Annotated in this window: 20 protein-coding genes; 11 read left to right on the forward strand and 9 right to left on the reverse strand. The window is 56.8% G+C overall.

The genetic code is table 11. From position 1 onward, the window contains the following. Positions 1–30: 30 nt before the first annotated feature. The 8 genes from citG to folA all read left to right on the forward strand — a co-directional run bounded on the left by citG (position 31) and on the right by folA (position 10,702). Positions 31–924: a triphosphoribosyl-dephospho-CoA synthase CitG gene (gene citG, locus IYV58_RS04160; protein WP_369894326.1), complete on the forward strand. Its 894-nt coding sequence runs from the start codon at positions 31–33 to the stop codon at positions 922–924. Between the two features lie 247 nt (positions 925–1,171). Continuing rightward, the gene (gene dapB, locus IYV58_RS04165) at positions 1,172–1,993 is read left to right on the forward strand and encodes a 4-hydroxy-tetrahydrodipicolinate reductase (RefSeq protein ID WP_004128819.1); all 822 of its coding nucleotides are present in this window, start codon (positions 1,172–1,174) and stop codon (positions 1,991–1,993) included. Positions 1,994–2,450: 457 nt separating this feature from the next. After that, positions 2,451–3,599 carry a glutamine-hydrolyzing carbamoyl-phosphate synthase small subunit gene (gene carA / locus IYV58_RS04170; protein WP_004128821.1) on the forward strand — a complete coding sequence of 383 codons (1,149 nt, stop codon included), beginning with the start codon at positions 2,451–2,453 and terminating at the stop codon, positions 3,597–3,599. Positions 3,600–3,617: 18 nt separating this feature from the next. Further along, positions 3,618–6,842, forward strand: a complete 3,225-nt coding sequence (gene carB / locus IYV58_RS04175) for a carbamoyl-phosphate synthase large subunit (RefSeq protein ID WP_004098519.1) — start codon at positions 3,618–3,620, stop codon at positions 6,840–6,842. 390 nt (positions 6,843–7,232) lie between these two features. Then, positions 7,233–7,466 carry a YgdI/YgdR family lipoprotein gene (locus IYV58_RS04180; protein WP_004098521.1) on the forward strand — a complete coding sequence of 78 codons (234 nt, stop codon included), beginning with the start codon at positions 7,233–7,235 and terminating at the stop codon, positions 7,464–7,466. A gap of 167 nt (positions 7,467–7,633) precedes the next feature. Then, positions 7,634–8,167, forward strand: a complete 534-nt coding sequence (gene kefF, locus IYV58_RS04185; protein WP_004128823.1) for a glutathione-regulated potassium-efflux system oxidoreductase KefF — start codon at positions 7,634–7,636, stop codon at positions 8,165–8,167. Beyond that, positions 8,160–10,025 (forward strand): glutathione-regulated potassium-efflux system protein KefC, encoded by a 1,866-nt coding sequence (kefC, locus tag IYV58_RS04190; RefSeq protein ID WP_004128825.1) that lies wholly within the window; start codon positions 8,160–8,162, stop codon positions 10,023–10,025. Before kefF ends, kefC begins: the two co-directional genes overlap by 8 nt. A 197-nt stretch (positions 10,026–10,222) precedes the next feature. Further along, positions 10,223–10,702 carry a type 3 dihydrofolate reductase gene (folA, locus tag IYV58_RS04195; RefSeq protein ID WP_004128826.1) on the forward strand — a complete coding sequence of 160 codons (480 nt, stop codon included), beginning with the start codon at positions 10,223–10,225 and terminating at the stop codon, positions 10,700–10,702. A gap of 38 nt (positions 10,703–10,740) precedes the next feature. Here the strand turns inward: folA and apaH are convergent, their stop codons facing one another. The 6 genes from apaH to lptD all read right to left on the reverse strand — a co-directional run bounded on the left by apaH (position 10,741) and on the right by lptD (position 17,577). Further along, complete coding sequence (gene apaH / locus IYV58_RS04200) at positions 10,741–11,589, reverse strand: bis(5'-nucleosyl)-tetraphosphatase (symmetrical) ApaH (protein WP_004128827.1); 849 nt, start codon at positions 11,587–11,589, stop codon at positions 10,741–10,743. A gap of 4 nt (positions 11,590–11,593) precedes the next feature. After that, the gene (gene apaG / locus IYV58_RS04205) at positions 11,594–11,971 is read right to left on the reverse strand and encodes a Co2+/Mg2+ efflux protein ApaG (RefSeq protein WP_004128828.1); all 378 of its coding nucleotides are present in this window, start codon (positions 11,969–11,971) and stop codon (positions 11,594–11,596) included. A 2-nt stretch (positions 11,972–11,973) separates the two neighbouring features. Next, positions 11,974–12,795: a 16S rRNA (adenine(1518)-N(6)/adenine(1519)-N(6))-dimethyltransferase RsmA gene (gene rsmA / locus IYV58_RS04210; protein WP_004098527.1), complete on the reverse strand. Its 822-nt coding sequence runs from the start codon at positions 12,793–12,795 to the stop codon at positions 11,974–11,976. Beyond that, the gene (gene pdxA / locus IYV58_RS04215; RefSeq protein WP_087828470.1) at positions 12,792–13,772 is read right to left on the reverse strand and encodes a 4-hydroxythreonine-4-phosphate dehydrogenase PdxA; all 981 of its coding nucleotides are present in this window, start codon (positions 13,770–13,772) and stop codon (positions 12,792–12,794) included. The genes rsmA and pdxA overlap by 4 nt, the downstream gene beginning before the upstream one ends. A gap of 121 nt (positions 13,773–13,893) precedes the next feature. Continuing rightward, a complete protein-coding gene (gene surA / locus IYV58_RS04220; protein WP_004128832.1) occupies positions 13,894–15,180 on the reverse strand; it encodes a peptidylprolyl isomerase SurA in 1,287 nt (428 codons plus the stop codon). 54 nt (positions 15,181–15,234) lie between these two features. After that, positions 15,235–17,577: an LPS assembly protein LptD gene (lptD, locus tag IYV58_RS04225; protein WP_032742034.1), complete on the reverse strand. Its 2,343-nt coding sequence runs from the start codon at positions 17,575–17,577 to the stop codon at positions 15,235–15,237. Positions 17,578–17,821: 244 nt separating this feature from the next. Between lptD and djlA the strand changes: the two genes are divergently transcribed. Next, positions 17,822–18,649 (forward strand): co-chaperone DjlA, encoded by an 828-nt coding sequence (gene djlA / locus IYV58_RS04230; RefSeq protein WP_195729440.1) that lies wholly within the window; start codon positions 17,822–17,824, stop codon positions 18,647–18,649. Positions 18,650–18,679: 30 nt separating this feature from the next. Here the strand turns inward: djlA and IYV58_RS04235 are convergent, their stop codons facing one another. Both IYV58_RS04235 and IYV58_RS04240 read right to left on the reverse strand, forming a co-directional pair. Next, the gene (locus IYV58_RS04235; protein WP_195729441.1) at positions 18,680–19,378 is read right to left on the reverse strand and encodes a response regulator; all 699 of its coding nucleotides are present in this window, start codon (positions 19,376–19,378) and stop codon (positions 18,680–18,682) included. After that, a complete protein-coding gene (locus tag IYV58_RS04240) occupies positions 19,368–20,993 on the reverse strand; it encodes an ATP-binding protein (RefSeq protein WP_004128840.1) in 1,626 nt (541 codons plus the stop codon). Before IYV58_RS04240 ends, IYV58_RS04235 begins: the two co-directional genes overlap by 11 nt. Before the next feature lie 515 nt (positions 20,994–21,508). On the opposite strand from IYV58_RS04240, the gene IYV58_RS04245 reads away from it, so the two are divergent. Continuing rightward, positions 21,509–22,864 (forward strand): 2-hydroxycarboxylate transporter family protein, encoded by a 1,356-nt coding sequence (locus tag IYV58_RS04245; protein WP_004128842.1) that lies wholly within the window; start codon positions 21,509–21,511, stop codon positions 22,862–22,864. 168 nt (positions 22,865–23,032) lie between these two features. Beyond that, on the forward strand, positions 23,033–23,572 hold the full coding sequence (gene citX / locus IYV58_RS04250; RefSeq protein ID WP_004098536.1) for a citrate lyase holo-[acyl-carrier protein] synthase: 540 nt from the start codon (positions 23,033–23,035) through the stop codon (positions 23,570–23,572). 81 nt (positions 23,573–23,653) lie between these two features. On the opposite strand, the gene rluA is transcribed toward citX, so the two are convergent. Then, positions 23,654–24,313 (reverse strand): bifunctional tRNA pseudouridine(32) synthase/23S rRNA pseudouridine(746) synthase RluA, encoded by a 660-nt coding sequence (gene rluA / locus IYV58_RS04255; protein ID WP_049112711.1) that lies wholly within the window; start codon positions 24,311–24,313, stop codon positions 23,654–23,656. Positions 24,314–24,320 lie beyond the last annotated feature (7 nt).

Genomic DNA, 24,320 nt, shown 5'->3' on the forward strand with positions numbered 1-24,320 from the left:
ATCGAGGAGGAAGGCATGAGCGAAGTGATAATGAGCCAGCAACGCCCGTTGAGCCGTCAAACGGTGGCGGCGGAGGAGATGGTTTCTCGCGTAGAACGGGCGCTGTTGACCGAAGTTCGCCTGACGCCGAAGCCCGGGCTGGTGGATATTCGTAACGCCGGCGCCCATCGGGATATGGATCTCGCCTCTTTTGAGGCCAGCACGGCGGTTGTCGCCCCATGGATGGAGAAGTTTTTCATTATGGGCCACGACACGGCCAATATCATGCCGGAACAGGTGCTGACTATGCTGCGTCCGGTGGGCATGGCCTGCGAGACGGATATGCTGGCAGCTACCGGCGGGGTGAATACCCATCGCGGCGCGATCTTCGCTTTTGGCCTACTCAGCGCGGCGGCGGGAAGGCTGGTGGCCAGAGGGGAGCCAGTTGAGCAGCATCGGGTTTGCGATCAGGTGGCCCGCTTCTGCCGGGGCCTGGTCGGGCGAGAGCTCTCCTCTCCCGAAGGAAAGAAGGTGAGTAAAGGCGAGGGGCATTTCCTGCGCTACGGGCTATCCGGCGCACGGGGCGAAGCGGAAAGCGGCTTTCGCACTGTGCGCACCCAGGCGATGCCGGTATTCAATCGCGTTATGGCGGAGACCGGCGATACCAATCTGGCGTTATTGCAGACCTTGCTGCACCTGATGGCCTGGAATGACGACACCAACCTGGTGTCGCGTGGCGGGCTTGAAGGGCTGAATTTTGTTCAGCAGCAGGCGCAAAGGCTACTGTGGGAAGGTGGTGTGCTGACTGACGGCGGCCTGGAAGCGCTCCGCCAGCTGGATGATGAACTGATTGTCCGCCACCTTAGCCCCGGTGGCAGCGCCGACCTGCTGGCGGTCACCTCGTTCCTGTCCGGTTTCCCGGCCGGGGAGCTGTTCCTGCACTAATCGCTCGCTTTTATCTCGACGGTTCACCCGGATTGGCCAGCAGAGGGCCGATCCGGGGTTGCGGACCGCGCTTGCTCCTTTCTCCTCACTACTCAACGGCAAATTCACGGCACAATCTTATAGTTTTTACTGATATCGGCGGCAGTTTGTCATAAATTTCTAATTATTGGTGTTTTTGAGTAGCGGCCCATCGATGGGCTGGTTACTCTGAAAACAATTTACGTAGTGTTAACAAAAGAGAATAGCTATGCATGATGCACAAATCCGCGTGGCCATCGCGGGCGCGGGCGGCCGGATGGGACGCCAGTTAATTCAGGCGGTACAGCAGATGGACGGCGCGGCGCTTGGCGCGGCGCTGGAACGCGAAGGTTCGTCGCTGCTCGGCAGCGATGCGGGCGAGCTGGCGGGCGTAGGCAAGGCGGGGGTTGTGGTGCAAAGCAGCCTTGAGGCGGTAAAAGACGATTTCGACGTTTTCATCGACTTTACCCGCCCGGAAGGCACGCTGAACCATCTCGCCTTTTGCCGTCAACACGGTAAAGGAATGGTTATCGGCACCACCGGGTTTGACGACGCCGGCAAACAGGCCATTCGCGAGGCTTCGCAGGAGATCGCCATCGTCTTTGCCGCCAACTTCAGCGTTGGGGTCAACGTGATGCTCAAGCTGCTGGAGAAGGCGGCGAAGGTGATGGGCAACTATACCGATATTGAGATTATCGAAGCGCATCATCGCCACAAAGTGGATGCGCCATCGGGTACGGCGCTGGCGATGGGAGAAGCGATTGCCGGTGCGCTGGATAAAGATCTGAAAGCGTGTGCGGTCTACAGTCGCGAAGGCTACACCGGCGAACGTGTTCCCGGCACTATCGGTTTTGCGACCGTCCGCGCCGGGGATATCGTCGGCGAGCACACGGCGATGTTTGCGGATATCGGTGAACGCATTGAAATCAGTCACAAGGCCTCCAGCCGGATGACATTTGCGAATGGCGCCGTACGCTCTGCTTTATGGTTAAAAGGTAAGAAAAACGGCCTTTTTGATATGCGAGATGTGCTTGAACTGAACTCTTTATAATGATTATTACCCATCGTGATGTGGTTATTGCATTCAATAAGTAATTGATTGCAAGGGGCAATGCTTTATTGCCCTTTTTTATTTTTGGTTGTTTAGATGATTTTCATCGTTAAGCGTTCAAAATAGTACGTTATCTATGTTTTTTTTGTTGTTTTATTGTGAATTTTGACCGTCTGGTCTACTTTTTCGATCCCTGCGCTAAGATTCTACAATCATTCTCTTCCGCAAGCGTTTTCCCAGTCTAGTTAGTTGATCTTTTTGCCCATTAAGACCGATATTGCTGAATAGTCGCCTGAAACAAGATTAAAAATATCCGCTTTAAGTTGACTTTTACCGGCCATCTCTCCAGAATGCCGCCGTTTGCCAAAATTCTGCGGGCAACAGATTTGCATTGATTCAGATCTACATTATGAATTAATATGCAAATAAAGTGAGTGGATATTCTCTGGAGGGTGTTTTGATTAAGTCAGCGCTATTGGTTCTGGAAGACGGAACCCAGTTTCACGGTCGGGCCATAGGGGCTACCGGCACGGCGGTTGGGGAAGTCGTTTTCAATACTTCAATGACCGGTTATCAAGAAATCCTCACTGATCCTTCCTATTCCCGCCAAATCGTCACTCTAACCTATCCCCATATCGGCAACGTCGGCACCAATGCCGCCGATGAAGAGTCTTCTCAGGTACATGCTCAGGGTCTGGTCATTCGCGATCTGCCGCTGATTGCCAGCAACTTCCGCAATACCGAAGACCTCTCTTCTTATCTGAAGCGCCATAACATCGTGGCGATTGCCGATATTGATACGCGTAAGCTGACCCGTCTGCTGCGTGAAAAAGGCGCGCAGAACGGCTGCATCATCGCCGGCGACAGCCCGGACGCGCAGCTGGCGCTGGAAAAAGCGAAAGCGTTCCCGGGCCTCAACGGTATGGATCTGGCGAAGGAAGTTACGACCGCAGAAACCTACAGCTGGACGCAGGGGAGCTGGACGCTGGCGGGAGACCTGCCGGAAGCCAAAGCGGAAAGCGAGCTGCCGTTCCACGTGGTGGCCTACGATTTCGGCGCCAAGCGCAACATTCTGCGCATGCTGGTCGATCGTGGCTGCCGCCTGACGGTGGTTCCGGCGCAGACCTCCGCCGAAGAGGTGCTGAAGATGAATCCGGACGGTATTTTCCTGTCCAACGGCCCTGGCGACCCGGCGCCTTGTGATTACGCTATCGACGCGATTACGAAGTTCCTGGAAACCGACATTCCAGTATTCGGCATCTGCCTCGGCCATCAGCTGCTGGCGCTGGCGAGCGGTGCAAAGACCGTGAAGATGAAGTTCGGCCACCACGGCGGCAACCATCCGGTAAAAGATATGGATAACAACGTGGTGATGATCACCGCGCAGAACCACGGTTTTGCGGTGGATGAAGCGTCGATGCCCGCTAACCTGCGCGTGACCCACAAGTCGCTGTTCGACGGCACCCTGCAGGGCATTCACCGTACCGACAAACCGGCGTTCAGCTTCCAGGGGCACCCGGAAGCGAGCCCTGGCCCGCACGATGCCGCACCGCTGTTCGACCATTTTATCGAATTAATTGAGCAGTACCGTCAGTCCGCGAAATAATCAGGAGTTAAGAGAGCCATGCCAAAACGTACAGATATAAAAAGCATCCTGATTCTGGGCGCGGGCCCGATTGTTATCGGTCAGGCGTGTGAGTTTGACTACTCCGGCGCCCAGGCGTGTAAAGCGCTGCGCGAAGAGGGTTACCGCGTCATTCTGGTAAACTCTAACCCGGCTACCATCATGACCGACCCGGAAATGGCCGATGCCACCTACATCGAGCCGATTCACTGGGAAGTGGTGCGCAAGATTATTGAGAAAGAGCGTCCGGATGCGGTTCTGCCGACCATGGGCGGCCAGACGGCGCTGAACTGCGCGCTGGAGCTGGAGCGTCAGGGCGTGCTTGAAGAATTCGGCGTGACCATGATTGGCGCGACCGCCGATGCGATTGATAAAGCCGAAGACCGCCGCCGTTTCGACGTGGCGATGAAGAAAATCGGCCTCGACACCGCGCGTTCCGGTATCGCGCATACTATGGAAGAAGCGCTGGCGGTTGCCGCTGACGTTGGTTTCCCATGTATCATCCGTCCCTCCTTTACCATGGGCGGCACCGGCGGTGGTATCGCCTATAACCGCGAAGAATTCGAAGAGATTTGCGAGCGCGGGCTGGATCTCTCCCCAACCAATGAACTGCTGATTGATGAGTCGCTGATTGGCTGGAAAGAGTACGAGATGGAAGTGGTGCGTGATAAAAACGACAACTGTATCATCGTCTGCTCTATCGAAAACTTTGACGCCATGGGCATCCATACCGGTGACTCCATCACCGTTGCGCCGGCGCAGACCCTGACCGATAAAGAATACCAAATCATGCGTAACGCCTCGATGGCGGTACTGCGTGAAATCGGCGTTGAGACCGGCGGTTCCAACGTTCAGTTCTCGGTGAACCCGAAAGACGGTCGCCTGATCGTTATCGAAATGAACCCGCGCGTATCCCGCTCCTCGGCGCTGGCCTCGAAAGCCACCGGCTTCCCGATTGCCAAGGTCGCGGCGAAGCTGGCGGTAGGTTACACCCTTGATGAGCTGATGAACGATATCACCGGCGGCCGTACCCCGGCGTCGTTTGAGCCGTCCATCGACTACGTCGTGACTAAAATCCCGCGCTTCAACTTCGAAAAATTCGTTGGCGCTAACGATCGCCTGACCACCCAGATGAAATCTGTCGGTGAAGTGATGGCGATTGGCCGCACGCAGCAGGAGTCCCTGCAAAAAGCGCTGCGTGGCCTGGAAGTGGGCGCCACCGGTTTCGATCCGAAGGTGAGCCTTGACGACCCGGAAGCGCTGACCAAGATTCGCCGCGAGCTGAAAGACGCGGGCGCTGAGCGTATCTGGTACATCGCCGATGCCTTCCGCGCCGGCCTGTCCGTCGACGGCGTTTTCAACCTGACCAATATCGACCGCTGGTTCCTGGTGCAGATTGAAGAGCTGGTGCGTCTGGAAGAGAAAGTGGCCGAAGTCGGTATTACCGGCCTCGACGCCGACTTCCTGCGTCAGCTTAAGCGCAAAGGCTTTGCCGATGCGCGTCTGGCGAAGCTGGCGGGCGTGCGCGAAGCGGAAATCCGCAAGCTGCGCGACCAGTACGACCTGCACCCGGTCTACAAGCGTGTGGATACCTGTGCGGCGGAATTCGCCACCGACACCGCCTACATGTACTCCACCTATGAAGACGAGTGCGAAGCGAACCCGTCCGTTGACCGCGATAAAATCATGGTACTCGGCGGCGGCCCGAACCGTATTGGTCAGGGTATCGAGTTTGACTACTGCTGCGTACACGCCTCCCTGGCACTGCGCGAAGACGGCTATGAGACCATTATGGTCAACTGTAACCCGGAAACCGTCTCCACCGACTACGACACCTCCGACCGTCTCTACTTCGAACCGGTGACGCTGGAAGATGTACTGGAAATCGTGCGTATCGAGAAGCCGAAAGGCGTTATCGTACAGTACGGCGGTCAGACTCCGCTGAAGCTGGCGCGCGCGCTGGAAGCGGCTGGCGTGCCGGTTATCGGCACCAGCCCGGATGCGATTGACCGTGCGGAAGACCGTGAGCGCTTCCAGCATGCGGTTGACCGCCTGAAGCTGAAGCAGCCGGCGAACGCCACTGTGACCGCGATCGAAATGGCTGTCGAAAAAGCGAAAGAGATTGGCTACCCGCTGGTGGTGCGCCCGTCCTACGTTCTCGGCGGTCGCGCGATGGAGATCGTCTATGACGAGATCGACCTGCGCCGTTACTTCCAGACCGCGGTCAGCGTATCTAACGATGCGCCGGTACTGCTGGACCGTTTCCTTGACGATGCGGTTGAAGTTGACGTTGATGCGATCTGCGACGGCGAAATGGTGCTGATTGGCGGCATCATGGAGCATATCGAGCAGGCGGGCGTGCACTCCGGCGACTCCGCGTGTTCACTGCCGGCCTACACCCTGAGTCAGGAAATTCAGGATGTGATGCGCGAGCAGGTGCAGAAGCTGGCCTTTGAGCTGCAGGTTCGCGGCCTGATGAACGTGCAGTTTGCGGTCAAAAACAACGAAGTCTACCTGATTGAAGTCAACCCGCGCGCGGCGCGTACCGTCCCGTTTGTCTCGAAAGCCACCGGCGTACCGCTGGCGAAAGTCGCGGCGCGCGTGATGGCCGGGAAAACGTTGGCGCAGCAAGGCGTGACCAAAGAAATCATTCCGCCGTACTACTCGGTGAAAGAGGTGGTGCTGCCGTTCAACAAATTCCCGGGCGTTGACCCGCTGTTAGGGCCAGAAATGCGCTCGACCGGTGAAGTGATGGGCGTGGGACGTACCTTTGCGGAAGCCTTCGCCAAGGCGCAGCTGGGCAGCAACTCCACGATGAAGAAACAGGGGCGCGCGTTGCTCTCCGTTCGCGAAGGCGACAAAGAGCGCGTGGTGGATCTGGCGGCAAAACTGCTGAAGTTCGGTTTTGAGCTGGATGCCACTCACGGTACCGCGATTGTGCTGGGCGAAGCCGGCATCAACCCGCGTCTGGTGAACAAGGTGCATGAAGGTCGTCCGCACATTCAGGACCGTATTAAGAATGGCGAATATACCTATATCATCAACACCACCGCAGGTCGTCAGGCGATTGAAGACTCCAAGCTGATTCGCCGCAGTGCGCTGCAGTACAAAGTGCACTATGACACCACGCTGAACGGCGGTTTCGCCACCGCAATGGCGCTGAACGCCAACGCGATGGAGAAGGTGACATCGGTACAAGAAATGCACGCGCAGATTAAAAAGTAATCTCATCTGCCACTAATAGCGCCTCCGGTGGCCAACGCCGGAGGCGCTTTTTTTTTTGCGTGGCGCTAAGCCCGGGCGGAATAAAGTGACGCTCCCCGCGGCGCTGAACGCCGATCAAAAATAGAGGGCCTGGCGCTAACAGGCCACTTCGGAGAGTTCTGGTTTTCTCCCTCGGTTCAGTCAGCTAGCCTAAAGTGGTTAGGGTGATAATTAATATGACTTAGAGCCTATCCCAGTAGGCGTTATTGGCGCAGCCAGTTTGGATACGGACAGCGCGGAGAAACCGGAGCGTACACGTAGTACGTGAGGATTTCGAGCACTGCCCAGGTCCAAAATGGCAAGTGAAATAGTCCTAATGGGATAGGCTCTTAATAACGGGAGAGAAACACGATGCAATATAAACCCCTCACTGCTGCTGTTTTCGCCGCTGCCGCGCTTTTTACCGTCGCTGGCTGCTCATCCAATCAGTCGCTAAAAACGACCGACGGCAAAACCATTGTGACCGATGGCAAGCCGCAGGTGGACGATGATACCGGGCTTGTGTCCTACAAAAATGCCGAGACTGGCCGCACCGAGCAGATCAATCGCGATCAGGTTAAATCGATGGATGAACTGGATAACTAAGCGTTCTCCATGGCCCCGTGCGGCGGGGTCATATCTGGCCTCACCTTTGCGCACATCTGACAGCCCCTCATCCTGAATGAGATTTAAATCACACTTATCATTGTAAGCGATTCGATTAACTGTCTACACTCTTGCTGATTACAACAAGAACTAACGCAGGCTAATCAATGATTCTCATAATTTATGCGCACCCTTATCCGCAGCACTCGCATGCGAATAAGCGGATGCTTGAACAGGCAGGAACGCTTGACGGCGTAGAGATACGCTCCCTCTATCAACTTTATCCCGATTTCAATATCGATATCGCCGCCGAGCAGGCCGCGCTGGCCCGAGCCGATCTGGTTATCTGGCAGCATCCGATGCAGTGGTACAGCGTACCGCCGTTGCTGAAGCTGTGGCTGGATAAGGTACTGGCGCACGGCTGGGCATACGGGCACAACGGTATCGCGCTGCACGGTAAATCGCTAATGTGGGCGGTCACCACCGGCGGCGGCGAAAGCCACTTTGATATCGGTTCCTTCCCCGGTTTCGACGTGCTGGCGCAGCCGCTGCAGGCCACCGCGCTGTATTGCGGCATGAAATGGCTGCCGCCGTTCGCGATGCATTGCACTTTTATCTGCGATGATGAAACCCTTCAGGCGCAGGCGCGCCGCTATCGTCAACGTTTAATCGAATGGCAGGAGGCGCACAACCATGGATAGCCATACGCTGATACAGGCGCTGATCTATTTAGGATCCGCTGCGCTAATTGTGCCGATTGCCGTACGTCTTGGACTGGGGTCGGTACTCGGCTATTTAATTGCTGGCTGTATTATTGGCCCGTGGGGGCTGCGGCTGGTCACCGACGCCGAGTCGATTCTGCACTTTGCCGAAATCGGCGTGGTGCTGATGCTTTTTGTCATCGGCCTGGAGCTGGATCCCCAACGACTGTGGAAACTGCGCGCCTCGGTGTTCGGCGGCGGGGCGCTGCAGATGGTCGTCTGCGGCGTGCTGATCGGCCTGTTCTGCATGTCGCTTGGTCTGCGCTGGCAGGTTGCCGAGCTGATTGGTATGACCCTGGCGCTCTCCTCAACGGCGATCGCCATGCAGGCGATGAACGAACGTAACCTGACGGTTACGCAACTGGGCCGCAGCGCTTTCGCGGTGCTGCTGTTTCAGGATATCGCGGCCATTCCTCTGGTGGCGATGATCCCGCTGCTGGCGGCAAGCGGCGGCTCGACGACCTTGGGCGCGTTTGCGCTCTCGGCGCTGAAAGTAGCGGGCGCGCTGGCGCTGGTGGTGGCGCTCGGACGTTATCTGACCCGGCCTATGCTGCGTTTTGTCGCGCGCTCCGGGCTGCGCGAAGTCTTCAGCGCCGTGGCCCTGTTCCTGGTATTTGGCTTCGGACTGCTGCTGGAAGAGGTCGGGCTGTCGATGGCGATGGGGGCCTTCCTCGCCGGGGTGCTGCTGGCGAGCTCGGAGTACCGCCACGCCCTGGAGAGCGATATTGAACCGTTTAAGGGGCTGCTGCTGGGGCTGTTTTTTATCGGTGTCGGCATGTCTATCGACTTCGGTACCCTGGTCACTCATCCGCTGCGGATCCTGATTTTGCTGGTGGGATTCCTGGTGATTAAGTCCCTGATGCTGTGGCTGATCGCCAGGCCGTTAGGCGTACCTCGCGCCCAGCGCCGCTGGTTTGCGGTGCTGCTGGGGCAGGGGAGTGAATTCGCCTTTGTGGTCTTCGGCGCGGCGCAGATGGCCGATGTCCTGGACGGCGAATGGGCGAAGGCGTTGACCCTGGCGGTGGCGCTATCGATGGCTGCCACGCCAATCTTGCTGGTATTGCTGACCCGTCTGGAGAAATCCGCCAGCGGTCAGGAGCGCGAAGCCGATGAAATTGATGAAGAGCAGCCGCGGGTAATTATCGCCGGCTTCGGTCGTTACGGGCAGATTGCCGGCCGCGTGCTGCTCTCCAGCGGCGTGAAGATGGTGATCCTCGATCACGATCCTGACCACGTCGATACCCTGCGTAAGTTTGATATGAAGGTGTTCTACGGCGATGCGACGCGGGTTGACCTGCTGGAATCGGCGGGGGCGGAAAAAGCGGAAGTGCTGATTAACGCCATCGACGATCCGCAGACGAACCTGCAGCTGGCGGAGCTGGCAAAAGAGCATTTCCCACATCTGCAGATCATCTCCCGCGCCCGCGATGTCGATCATTATATTAAGCTGCGCCAGGCCGGAGTCGAAGCGCCGGAGCGCGAAACCTTTGAAGCTGCGCTGAAGTCCGGGCGTATGACGCTGGAGGCGCTGGGCCTCGGCGCCTATGAGGCCCGGGAACGCGCCGACCTGTTCCGCCGTTTCAACCTGCAAATGGTTGAAGAGATGGTGGCGATGGCGGAAAACGATGCGGCTTCGCGGGTGGCGGTGTTCAAACGTACCAGCGATATGCTGACCGGCATTATTAACGAGGACCGCAATCATTTATCGCTGGTTCAGCGTCACGGCTGGCAGGGGACGGAAGAGGGACGGCATACCGGCGACATCGCTGATGAACCGGAGAATAAGCCCTCGGTATAGGGTAAATTAAGGGTGTTACGTTAGCTTTACAAGTAACATTTTGTTTTCAATTTAAATCCTGTTCTGGCGGCTCACGGGGCTTACGTGGGCTCGCCAGCAAAACTTAAAATTTTCTGATTCTTTACCCTTTGCCCAGTCGACGAAGTATTACGCTTTCCGTATAGTGGCGACAATTTTTTGCATTCGGGAATTATTTAATGATCAGTCTGATTGCGGCGTTAGCGGTAGATCGCGTCATTGGTATGGAAAACGCCATGCCATGGAACCTGCCTGCCGATCTCGCCTGGTTTAAGCGCAATACCTTAAACAAACCGGTAGTGATGGGACGTCTTACCTGGGAATCCATCGGTCGTCCGTTACCGGGACGTAAAAATATCGTGATTAGCAGCCAGCCCGGAACCGACGAGCGCGTGGAGTGGGTCAAATCGGTCGATGAAGCTATTGCCGCCTGCGGCGACGTGGAAGAGATGATGGTGATCGGCGGCGGTCGCGTGTATGAGCAGTTCCTGCCGAAAGCACACAAGCTCTATCTGACGCATATTGATGCGGAAGTGGAGGGCGATACTCATTTCCCGGATTACGACCCGGACGAGTGGGAGTCGGTATTCAGCGAGTTCCACGATGCTGATGCGCAGAATTCCCATAGCTACTGCTTCGAGATTCTGGAGCGCCGCTAAAGCTTTCCCCGGTGGCTTAGCCCACCGGGGGACTATCTTCAGGAGGCGATTGCCTCATCCCCATCAAGATTTACCTGCCGGTTTGATGGCTGCGTAAAATATGTCTTATCTTCCCAGCGCAGGCAGGTCAGATCGCCGCCCCAGCAGCAGCCGGTATCCAGCGCGTAAATGCCTTCCGGCGTGCCTTTTCCTTCCAGTGAAGCCCAATGACCGAAAGCAATACTGTACTCGTTGGCCACCGGTCCGGGAATGGCAAACCACGGCTTGAGCGGCGCGGGGGCGTTTTCCGGCGCCTCTTTGGCGTACATATCCAACTGCCCGTTCGGGAAGCAGTAGCGCATGCGGGTAAAGGCGTTGGAGATAAAGCGCAGGCGCGCCAGGCCGCTGAGCTCGTTACTCCAGTTGTTCGGCATATCGCCGTACATCGCGTCGAGGAAGAACGGATAGGAGTCGCTGGCGAGCACGGCTTCCACATCGCGGGCGCACTGTTTGGCGGTTTCCAGATCCCATTGCGGGGTGATCCCGGCATGGGCCATGACCAGCTTTTTCTCTTCATCGATTTGCATCATTGGCTGACGACGCAGCCAGTTGAGCAGATCGTCGGCATCCGGTGCCTCGAGTAGCGATTTCAGCCGATCTTTGGGTTTATTGCGGCTAATGCCCGCAAAGACCGCCAGCAGGTGCAGGTCATGATTGCCCAGGACGATGCGAACGCTATCGCCAAGCTGTTTCACGAAACGCAGCACTTCCAGAGAACCGGGGCCGCGCGCGACCAGGTCGCCCGTGAGCCACAGCGTATCAACCTCAGGGTTAAACTCCACCTGCTCTAATAATGCGATCAGTTCATCGTAGCAACCGTGAACGTCGCCAATAAGGTATGTAGACATTGTTTTAATGGATGAGGGTTGGTACTGCGAGACGGAAAACAGGGACTTCAATGGAGAACGGCGCGCCGTTCACATCGATCATCTCATAATGTCCCTGCATGGTGCCCAGCGGCGTTTCAATGACCGCGCCGCTGGTATATTGATACTCACCGCCAGCGGGAATATGCGGCTGCTCGCCGACAACCCCTTCACCCTGGACTTCGGTCTCGCGACCGTGGCCGTTGGTGATAAGCCAGTAGCGGCCAAGAAGCTGAACCTGAGTTCGCCCCAGATTGCGAATGGTGACGGTATAAGCAAAGACGTAACGCTCTTCTTCCGGAGAAGATTGCGATTCGATATAGACGCTTTGTACCTGCACACATACTCGGGGCGAATTAATCATGGTTAGCTCTCCTTGGTGGGCGCGTTCTCTGATAACCAGTTAGCTAGCTGACAGTACTGCGCCACGGAAATATTCTCTGCGCGCTTCGCCGGGTCGATACCCAGTTCGGTCAGAACCTCAACGCTGAACAGGTTGCCGAGGCTGTTGCGGATCGTTTTCCGACGCTGGTTAAACGCTTCTGTCGTGATACGGCTCAGTACGCGTACTTCTTTCACCGGATGCGGCAGCGTGCGGTAAGGCACCAGACGCACTACGGCGGAATCGACTTTAGGCGGCGGCGTAAAGGCGCTCGGCGGCACTTCAAGTACCGGGATGATCTGGCAGTAGTACTGCGCCATTACGCTTAACCGACCATACGCCTTACTGTTCGGCCCGGCAACCAGGCGATTGACGACCTCTTTTTGCAGCATAAAGTGCATATCGGCAATGGCATCAGTATAGCTGAACAGATGGAACATCAGCGGGGTCGAGATATTGTACGGCAGGTTGCCGAAGACGCGCAGCGGCTGGCCCATGCTCTGCGACAGCTCACCAAAGTTCATGGTCATCGCATCCTGCTGATAAATCGTCAGCTTAGGTCCGAGGAACGGATGCGTTTGCAGACGAGCGGCCAGGTCGCGGTCCAGCTCGATAACGGTGAGCTGGTCGAGGCGTTCGCCAACCGGTTCGGTCAGCGCGGCGAGGCCGGGGCCGATTTCAACAATCGCCTGGCCTTTTTGTGGATTGATGGCCGAGACAATGCTGTCGATCACAAATTGATCGTTGAGAAAGTTTTGCCCGAAGCGTTTACGGGCTAAGTGGCCCTGATGGACTCGATTATTCATTGAGTATTAACAATCATTTTAATGGCGAGATTAAGCGCCGTGATAAAACTGCCGACTTCCGCTTTCCCCTGGCCCGCAAGTTCAAGCGCGGTGCCGTGGTCAACGGAAGTGCGAATAAATGGTAAACCGAGCGTAATATTCACGCCGCGGCCAAAGCCCTGGTATTTTAGCACGGGCAGGCCCTGATCGTGATACATCGCGAGCACGGCATCGGCATGGTCGAGATATTTCGGCTGAAACAGGGTATCCGCCGGCAGCGGGCCGCTGAGATTCATGCCCTTCGCGCGCATCTCTTCGAGCACCGGAATGATGGTATCGATCTCTTCCGTCCCCATATGGCCGCCTTCGCCGGCGTGCGGGTTCAGGCCGCAAACCAGCACGTGCGGGTTGCTGATGCCAAATTTGGTGCGCAGATCGTGATCCAGGATAGTGATGATTTCCCGCAGCAGCTCAGGGGTAATCGCATCGCTTATCGCTTTTAGCGGCAGGTGAGTGGTCACCAGCGCCACGCGCAGCGCTTCCGTCGCCAGCATCATCACCACTTTACTGGCCTGCGAGCGCTCTTCAAAGAACTCGGTATGACCGGTAAATGCGATCCCCGCATCGTTAATAATGCCCTTGTGCACCGGACCGGTAATCAGCGCGGCGAACTCGCCGTTCAGGCAACCATCGCAGGCGCGGGCCAGCGTGTCCACTACGTAGCTGCCGTTGCTGACGTTGAGCACGCCCGGTTCAACCGGTGCGTTGAGCGCGACGTGGAGAAGCGTCAGGGTGCCTGCGCGCTGCGGCGTAGCGGGGGCGGAGGGGTCGTAAGGCAGAAGCGCTAAAGGAAGACCGAGCAGCTTCGCCCGGTCGGATAACAGAGCGCCATCGGCGCAGATCACCAGCTCTACCGGCCAGTCGCGCTGCGCAAGCTGCACAACGAGGTCGGGGCCAATCCCGGCGGGTTCACCGGGAGTGATAACAACTCGATTCATACACTTCATCCTTCAGGCGGTCTCTTACTGGCTGCGCTTCGTCGCCCCCGTCAGAGACCGGGGCGATTTGCTCAGCCGCCTCGATACACCCTGAGTGATGTTGTGTATGAGGCTAATGCGATTAGTTGCTCAGAACCTTCACGTAGGCGCTGGCGCGCTGTTCCTGCATCCAGGTCGCTGCTTCCTCAGAGAACTTACGGTTCATCAGCATGCGATAAGCGCGATCTTTCTGCGCGGCGTCGGTTCTGTCGACGTTGCGGGTATCCAGCAGCTCAATCAGGTGCCAGCCGAAGGAGGAGTGAACCGGAGCGCTGGTCTGGCCTTTATTGAGGCGCAGAATGGCGTCGCGGAAAGCCGGATCGAAGATATCCGGCGTCGCCCAACCTAAATCGCCGCCCTGGTTGGCAGAGCCCGGATCTTCAGAGAACTCTTTCGCCGCTTTGGCAAACGTGGTTTTCCCGCTCTTGATGTCAGCCGCGATCTGCTCCAGCTTCGCCCGAGCCTGATCGTCGTTCATGATCGGCGACGGTTTCAGCAGGATGTGGCGGGCGTGAACTTCGGTCACGGAGATATTCTGGCTGCCGCCGCGCATATCGTTAATTTTCAGGATATGGAAGCCAACGCCGGAGCGTATTGGGCCGACGATATCGCCTTTTTTCGCGGTGCTCAGCGCCTGGGCGAAGATGCCCGGCAGCTCCTGAATCCGGCCCCAGCCCATCTGGCCGCCTTTCAGCGCCTGCTGGTCAGCAGAGTAGGTGATAGCCAGCTTGCCGAAGTTCGCACCGCTGCGCGCCTGCTCAACCACGGAGTTTGCCTGGTCCTGAGCTTCAGCAACCTGCTCAGAAGTCGGGTTTTCCGGCAGCGGGATCAGGATGTGGCTGAGGTTCAGTTCGGTACTGGCGTCGTTCTGATCGCCGATCTGTTTTGCCAGAGTTTCAACTTCCTGCGGCAGAACGGTGATGCGACGACGAACTTCATTGTTACGCACTTCCGAAATAATCATCTCTTTACGAATCTGATTACGGTAGGTGTTGTAGTTAATGCCGTCATAGGCCAGACGGCTACGCATCTGATCCATGGTCATGTTGTTCTGTTTTGCAATGTTGGCGATCGCCTGGTCGAGCTGATCGTCAGAGATCTTCACGCCCATTTTCTGGCCCATTTGCAGGACAATCTGGTCCATGATTAGACGTTCAAGGATCTGATGACGCAGGGTGGCGTCATCCGGCAGCTGCTGCCCGGCCTGGCCGGCGTTAAGTTTTACCGATTGCATCAAGCCATCGACGTCGCTTTCCAGAACAACGCCATTATTGACGACAGCCGCTACTTTATCGACAACCTGTGGGGCAGCGAAACTGGTATTCGCGATCATGGCGATACCGAGAAGCAGCGTTTTCCAGTTCTTCATACTTTTTCCATTTCAATTAACCGCAATTGCGGATTACGTTTTAAACCAGCCACATCACAGGGAGCTCTGGTACGGTAAAATGTTCGAACGCAGCATCTGCTGGGTGCCGAGACCGTAATTGGAGCTCAGGCCGCGCAGCTCAATGTTAAAGCCGAAAGTGTTGTCGTATTTGCTTTCGCTGCTGCTGTTATCCCAGCCGTTGATCTTACGTTCATAGCCGACGCGGATAGCGTAGCAGCAGGAGCTATACTGAACCCCTAACATCTGGTTCGCTGACTTTCTGGTATTCGTGTCGTAGTAATACGCGCCGACGACTGCCCAACGATCGACGATTGGCCAGCTGGCGGTCATCCCCACCTGCGAGATACCATCTTTGTACTGCTTAGCGGTGGAATAAGACGGCAGGGTCGCCTGAATGTATTCCGGGCTCGCATAACGATAGTTAAGTTGTACTAAACGGTTTTCGTCGCGACGGTATTCCACGGTTCCGCTGCCGGTAGCGACGTTATCCAGACGCGTATCGTACTGAATTCCCCCGCGTAAACCCCAGTCGTCGGTGATGCGCCAGTAAGTATCGCCAGCCCATACCAGTGAACCTCGCGTGTCGTTGTTCTCCCAGTTGATGTTGTCGTCACCGGTACGTGCCTCGGTGAAATAGTAGATTTGACCAACGGAAATATTAAAACGTTCAACGGCGGCGGCATCATAAACGCGAGATGTGACGCCGGTGGAGACCTGATTGGCGGAAGCTATACGATCGAGACCGCTGTAGGTGCGGTCGCGGAACAGGCCGCTGTAGTCCGATTGCAGCAGCGTTGAGTCGTAGCTGCCGATCTTGCTTTGGTCGCGATAAGGGATATACAGATACTGCATCCGCGGTTCAAGCGTCTGGGTATAGTTCTCCTGCATATCACGCTCGAAAACCATTTTGCCATCGACTTTAAACTGCGGCATCACGCGGTTAACGGAGTCTTTATAATCGGTACCGTTGGCCGCGTTGTAGTCGTCAAGGTTGCTTTGCTGGTAATGGGTTGCCAGCAGTTTGGCCTCAGTATTGATGCTTCCCCAACCGTTAGACAGCGGCAGGTTGATGGTTGGCTCGAAGTGAACGCGCGTCGCTTCCGGCATTCTGCTGTTCGAGTTAACAAAATGCACCGCCTGGCCATAAAGATGGGTATCAAACGGGCCGACATCGTTCTGGTAGTAGTTCACGTCCAGCTGCGGCTCGGCGGAATAGGCATTGCTTGAGTCGCGGTCAAAGACCTGGAACTGCTTGGTCGATACGGTGGCGTCAAAGTTCTGATTAGCGTAGCCGGCGCTGAGTTTCTGCGTGGCGTAGCCATCGGTACTGGAACCGTATTTCGAGCTGAAGTCGTTAAAGTAGTCCGGGTCGCTGACTTTGGTGTAATCGGCGTTGAAGCGCCATACCTGGTCTACGACGCCGGAATGGTTCCAGTAGAACAGCCAACGGCGGCTATTGGAGTCGCCTGAGTGATCGTCCTGGTAGATTTTATCCGAAGGCAGGTAATCGAACTCGATTAAACCGGTTCCTGCTTTGGTCAGATAGCGGAATTCGTTCTCCCACATGACGCCGCCGCGCTTGCTCATATAGTGCGGCGTCAGCGTGGCGTCGAAGTTCGGGGCGATGTTCCAGTAGTAAGGAAGATAGAACTCCGCGCCGTTTTTGGTGCTGTATTTGGCGTTGGGGATCAGGAAGCCCGAACGACGCTTGTCGCCCACCGGCAGCTGCAGGTAAGGGCTGTAAAAAATCGGCACGGAACCGAGCTTGAAGCGGGCGTTCCAGATCTCAGCGACCTGTTCTTCGCGGTCGTGGATAACTTCACTGCCGACCACGCTCCAGGTGTCAGAGCCGGGCAGACACGAGGTGAAGCTGCCGTTTTCTAAAATGGTGTAGCGGTTTTCGCCGCGCTGTTTCATCAGGTCAGCGGTACCGCGTCCCTGACGGCCAACCATTTGGTAATCGCCCTGCCAGACGTTGGTATCTTTGGTGTTCAGGTTCGACCAGGCTTTCGGCCCTTTGAGGATCACCTGATTGTCGTCATAGTGAACGTTGCCGAGGGCATCAACTGTACGCACCGGCTGCGGCTGACCGGCGGCCTGCTGCTGGTGAAGCTGAACTTCATCGGCCTGCAGTCGGCTGTTCCCCTGATTGATATCAACGTTGCCGGTAAATACGGCGTTATCAGGATAGTTGCCTTTCGCATGATCGGCATCGATCGTCACCGGCAGGTCGTTGGGTTTCCCTTCAACCAGAGGACGATTGTAGCTTGGTACGCCAAGCATACACTGCGTGGCGAGATCGGCAGCGAGGCCCTGTTGGCTATACAAGGCGCTGGCAATCATGGTGGCCAGGAGGCTGGGAATACGTTTTTTCATACGTTGTATTTGTTGTTCCGTCATCGTGTGGCAGCGGCTTGCAAACGGTCAGAGCCTAACGTACTCGTCTAAATCGCGCTAGTGTTAATCCTGCCCGTTTACTTCCCGAGCGTTAGGCACCGTGTAGAATGACGAGTATGATAAAGCAAATTATAGGCTATGTCCCACAATTGACCGAGGCGTAAACGCTTTGTAACGTGCGGTCAGATATAGCTTAACTGGCGGCAGAGAGATTGGGGAGTCTATGCAGTATTTGGGTAAAATAATTGGCGTTGCGGTTGCGTTGATGATGGGGGGCGGCTTCTGGGGCGTGGTGCTGGGGTTCTTAGTCGGGCATATGTTTGACCGCGCGCGCAGTCGCCGGCTGAATGTCTTCGTCAACCAGCAGGAGCGCCAGTCGCTGTTCTTCTCCACCACTTTTGAAGTGATGGGGCATCTGACCAAATCGAAAGGACGCGTCACTGAAGCCGATATTCATGTCGCCAATTTGCTGATGGATCGCATGAATCTGCATGGCGAAGCGCGTACCGCGGCGCAGCACGCGTTTCGGGTAGGGAAATCAGATGATTATCCGCTGCGTGAGAAAATGCGTCAGCTGCGCAGCGTCTGTTTTGGGCGTTTTGATTTAATTCGGATGTTTCTGGAAATTCAGTTGCAGGCGGCTTTCGCCGACGGTGAACTGCATCCCAACGAACGTGATGTGCTGTTTGTCATTGCCGATGAACTGGGTATCTCCCGGGCTCAGTTCGAGCAGTTCCTGCGCATGATGCAGGGCGGGGCGCAGTTTGGCGGTGGTTCGCAGCAGCATTCATACGGGCAGCGCGGCGGCAACGCTGGCTGGCAGCAGGCGCAGCGCGGGCCAACCCTGGAAGATGCCTGCAATGTGCTGGGGGTTAAAACGACCGACGATGCCGCTACCGTCAAGCGCGCCTATCGTAAGCTGATGAGCGAACACCATCCGGATAAGCTGGTGGCGAAAGGGTTACCGCCGGAAATGATGGAGATGGCTAAGCAGAAAGCGCAGGAGATCCAGAAAGCCTGGGAGCTGGTTAAAGAGCAGCGCGGCTTCTGAACGACCGGCCTCTCCCGGGCGGGAGAGGCGTCACGATGCGCTGGCGGCGCGGCGGTACATGCGCCGCGGATGGCCTATCTTGCCGTACAGCATTTCCACCTGCAGAAAGCCGATTTCCACGCAGTGCTCCAGATAGCGCCGGGCCGTGGTTTTGCTCAATCCAGCCTCGCTCACCACGTCATCTACCGAAAAGCAGCGCGCTTCTTCGCCGGTAAACAGACTCTGCACCAGCGCCAGCGTTTTTTCTTCAATACCTTTACTGCCGCTATCGGCTCGGTAGTTTTTAGCCTGCAACTGATACAGCGAATCCACGTTCTGCTGGTCGACAATTTTCCATTCGCGCTGCTGGTCGTAGAACTGCACGAACCGTTCAAGGGACTGGCTCAGGCGTTTCCACGACACCGGTTTGAGAATGTAGTCGAAGGCGCCGTTGCGGATCGCCTGGCTACAGGTTTCCATATCGCTGGCGGCGGTGATAAAGATCACCGAGCAGCTAGCGTGGGCCATGCTAGGATCGTTCATCAGGGTGACCCCTTTGCCGTCCGGCAGGTAGTTATCCAGCAGCACCAGCTGCGGCGGCCTGGCATTGAGTATCTGCCGCGCCTGGGCGAGAGAAGCCGCCGTGCCCGCCAGCCGCATACGCGGGTGTTTCTGGATAAGCTCGGCGTGCAGCCGCGCCAGTTCGCTTTCATCTTCAACGATCAGGACATCGACCAGGTCATGATGCATAGTGCGTCTCTTCTTGCGGATGGGCTGGCCCGCTGGCGGGAATAAACAGCGTGAAAATCGCCCCGCGCGGCGCGTTGTCGGCCACTTCAATCGTACCGCCAGCCTGGGTGACATAGCGCTCAATAAGATACAGTCCAATACCGTGATCGCCCCGGGTTTTGGTGGTGACGCCGCGTTCAAAGATATGCTCGCGGATCTCCGGGCGAATACCGACGCCGCGATCGGCGACTTCAATCATTAATTCCCTGGCGTTGAGCTGAATCAGGATCTCTACCGGTTCGTGCGGCAGTTCGGCGCGCTGGGTGGCCTCAATGGCGTTATCCAGCAGATTACCGATGATAGAGATAAGCTCGGACTCTATCAATGATGGCAGCGGGCGGTCGATGCGGCAGGCCGGGTCAAAGCTCAGCTCAACTCCTTTTTCCCGCGCGCGGGCGGCTTTACCCAGCAGCAGGCCGCACAGGGTCGGCGAATTAAAGTGCGAGGAGATAAAGTCCAGCAGCTCCTGGGCATGCTCCGACTGCGCCTGAATATAGCGAATTGCCTCATCATAGTGGCCCATATGCAGCAGGCCGGAGAGGGTCGTCATCCGGTTGAGCTGTTCATGGCGCATGATGCGCAGATTATCAACGTAGCGTTTTACCTGGCTGAGCTGGGCGCTCAGGGAGTTGATTTCATCGCGGTCGCGGAAGGTGATCACCCAGCCCTGGAGCGAATTCTCCAGCATGATTCGCACCCGGCTGGCGAGCACGGTAAGCTGATTAAAACGGCACAGCTCGTCGTGGGTATCGCTTTCGAACATCTCTCCGCCGGCGAAAAACGGCTGCGGGGTAATGACGCTATCGATCGACTTACCGCGCAGCTGGTGCGCGGGCTGGCTCAGTCCGAGCAGGCTGCGGGCGGCGTGGTTTATCACTTCGATACGCCGGTGATGGTCAATCACAATCACCCCTTCGTATATCGACTCCATCATCGCTTTTTGCTGACGCACCAGCAGGCCGATTTCCCGCGGCTCCAGCGAGAAGATTTGTTTCTTAATGCTGCGGGTGAAGTACCAGGAAAAGGTAAACAGCGCGATAAGTAGCAGCACCGCGGCGATGAAGATATTGATGACTTTTGCCAGCGTGATGCTGTCGAGATAGCTGGTGAGGTAGCCGACGGAGACAATGCCAACGACCCGACCCGCGTCATCGAAAATGGGCGCTTTGCTGCGCAGAGAAATACCGAGTCCCCCTTTGCGGATGGTGGTCGTGCTTTTCCCCTCAAGTACCGACTGGTTATCGCCGCCAACCAGCCGCGTGCCGACCCACTCCGGATGGACAGAGTGAAACAGATGCACGCCCCGCTTATCGCCAATGACGATAAAACTGGCGTCGCTGTGGGCGGCGATATTTTGCATAAAAGGCTTTATTGCCAGCGCGTCTTCACGCGCCACCTGCTGACGTAAATCCGGCATCAGCGCGATTTCTTCTGCCTGTATTTTCGCGCGGGCGCTCATTTCCTGATAAAGCTGATGGCTGGCGTCGAAATAGTAATACACGCCCAGCAGCGCAAACAGCACTGAGAAAAAAGCGACCAGCGAAATGAACAGCTTAAACTGAAATGAAACCTTCATAAGTATAATGCACAGTATCAGGGATACGGCAGCGTATCTTTTTTCGCTGCCGGCATCGTGGCTGAGGGAAACCGGTGAACGTCACAAGAGTGTCCGGCAACCACAATTATCCGCTGGCGGGGAATTTATCAAGGTTAATCAGGCGCTGGATTTAAAAACCTTAAAAACCACGGTAATAAATCAGAGCGGTTTCACAATAATAATATACCCGTCATACTTCAAGTTGCATGTGCGTTGGCCGCGTTCGTTCACCCCAGTCACTTACCGGAGTAAACTCCTGGGGATTAATGAGAGGCTCCTGCCTCTCACCGGAGGCCAGCCTTCGGCTGGTCAAATTCGTTCCCGACGAATTTGTCACTCACTTGCCGCCTTCCTGCAACTCGGATTATTTAGGGTATAGAAACCATAAAAACCATAGTGACCATTAAAACTTCTTTTTTAATCTGCCGATCCTCACATTAACTCCGCGCGTGGCCCTCTAACCTGAAAAGTAATAATAACCAGAGGGCTTAATTATGAGCACCACAGACAATGCATTCTCTGCAACCATCGACCCTATTAATACGCCGAAACCCGCGCTTAAGCAGCGCTGGTGGCATATCCTCGATAACTGGAAAGTCGGTATTATCCCGCTGCCGCTCTTTCTGCTGGCCGGCGGCCTGATCGCGCTGGACTGTCTGGGCGGCAAGCTGCCGAGCGATATCGTCGTGATGGTGGCGACGCTGGCCTTTTTCGGCTTTGCCTGCGGCGAATTCGGTAAACGCCTGCCGGTACTCGGCAAGCTTGGCGCGGCGGCCATCTGCGCGACCTTCATCCCTTCTGCGCTGGTGCATTACGGCCTGCTGCCGGAGGTGGTGGTGGAGTCGACCACCAAATTCTATAAGTCGACCAACATTCTTTACCTTTATATCTGCTGCATTATCGTCGGCAGCATTATGAGCATGAACCGCACCACGCTGATTCAGGGCTTTCTGCGGATTTTCTTCCCGATGCTGTGCGGCGAAATCGTCGGCATGGTGGTCGGCGTCGGCGTCGGTACCGCCCTGGGGCTGGAGCCGTTTCAGGTGTTCTTCTTTATCGTCCTGCCGATCATGGCCGGCGGCGTCGGCGAGGGGGCGATTCCGCTGTCGATTGGCTACGCCGCGCTGATGCATATGGATCAGGGCGTTGCGCTCGGGCGCGTGCTGCCGATGGTGATGCTGGGCAGCCTGACGGCGATTGTGATCGCCGGCTGTTTAAACCAACTGGGCAAGCGTTTCCCGCATTTGACCGGCGAGGGGCAACTGATGCCTAACCGCCGCAACGAGACGCACCGCGAAACGCCCGCCGAGGGCAAAATGGAGGTGACGACGCTGGCCTCCGGCGCGCTATTGGCGGTGCTGCTCTATATGTTGGGTATGCTTGGCCAGAAGACCATCGGCCTGCCCGCGCCGGTGGGCATGCTGTTCCTCGCGGTGCTGCTGAAGTTGGTAAACGGCGTCTCTCCGCGCCTGCAGGAGGGCTCGCAGATGGTGTATAAGTTCTTCCGCACGGCGGTGACCTATCCGATTCTGTTTGCCGTCGGCGTGGCGATCACGCCATGGCAGGAGCTGGTCAACGCCTTTACCCTTACCAATTTGCTGGTGATTATCAGCACCGTATCGGCGCTGGTGGCGACCGGTTTCCTGGTCGGCAAAAAGATTGGCATGCACCCGATTGACGTGGCGATTGTCTCCTGCTGCCAGAGCGGCCAGGGCGGTACCGGCGATGTGGCGATTCTGACATCCGGCAACCGCATGAACCTGATGCCGTTCGCCCAGATCGCAACCCGGATCGGCGGCGCGATTAATGTTTCGCTGGGTCTGCTGTTCCTCAGTCATTTTTTGGCCTGATTTAACTTTTTTATAACCGCTAAGTCTGCTTTTTCGTGCTAAATGGCGCAGAAAATATCTGCGCCCCGTCTCCAAAACAGGGATCGTTTAGCGATACAATCAGCGCCATTATTCGCGACTGCGACGGCAGCCTGTCCGCTGCCTTTTATTAAGTGAGGAGAAAAACAAATGTCAGTGGATACTCTCGCCCGTGAGGGCGTAAGCATGGAAGCGCTGCTGGCGGCGAAAGAGCAGCGCGCCGCGCGCCAGGCCGACTGGTTAGCCCATTATCAGCGGCCGGTGATTTCGCTGACCCTGGTGACGCCGGGCGCGGTGAAAGACAGCATTCGCTACCGTAATATGATGGGCGTGGCGCTGCAGGCCTGCGATCAGATGCTGTGGAAACACCGCTGGCAGACGCTGGATCGCCAGGTGCTGTGGCTGCCGACCGGGCCGGAAGCGCTGTGGTGCGTCGATCACGCCGCCAGTGAAATCAAAGCCTTCTGTACCGATCTTGAGCATACTCATCCGCTGGGCCGTCTGTGGGATATTGACGTGATTTGCCCGAAAAATGGTCTGGTGGGCCGTCAGTCAATGGGGGAGAACCAGCGCCGCTGCCTGCTGTGCGACGAGCCCGCGCACGCCTGCGCGCGCAGCCGCCGTCATGACACCGGGCAGGTTGTGGCCCGCGTTGAGCAGATGATTGATGCGTGGTTTGCCCGCGACTGACGCCCGTTTTCCGCGGCATTGATGAGCGAGGAGTAGCCCGGGTGAGCCGCTGGCGGCACGACCCGGGACAGAGATAAACGGTCAGAAGTCGATCGGCGCGCGGAAGGTCATCGAATTACCGAAAGCGGGATGGGTGATGGTCAGCGTTTCGGCGTGCAGCAGCAGACGCGGCGCCATCGCCAGCGCTTCCGGCGACGCATAAAAGCGGTCGCCGAGAATCGGATGGCCCAGCGCCAGCATATGTACGCGCAGCTGATGCGAACGCCCGGTAATCGGCTTCAGGCGCACGCGGGCGGTGTTGTCCGCCGCGAACTCCAGCACTTCATACTCGGTTTGCGCCGCTTTGCCGGTTTCGTAACACACCTTCTGCTTTGGCCGGTTCGGCCAGTCGCAAATCAGCGGTAAATCCACCAGACCTTCCGCTTTTTCCGGGTGCCCCCAGACGCGGGCGACATACTGTTTTTTCGGCTCGCGTTCGCGGAACTGCCGCTTTAGCTCGCGCTCTGCCGCTTTGGTCAGGGCCACCACAATCACGCCGCTGGTCGCCATATCCAGCCGGTGCACCGATTCGGCCTGCGGGAAGTCGCGCTGAACGCGCGCCATCACGCTGTCTTTGTGCTCGTCAAGCCGGCCCGGCACGGACAACAGGCCGCTAGGCTTGTTGACCACCATAATGTGCTCATCCTGGTAAAGAATAACCAGCCAGGGATCCTGCGGCGGATTGTAGTTTTCCATCGCCATATTCGCG

This window comes from Klebsiella sp. BDA134-6, from assembly GCF_015601345.1.
GTDB lineage: Bacteria > Pseudomonadota > Gammaproteobacteria > Enterobacterales > Enterobacteriaceae > Klebsiella > Klebsiella grimontii.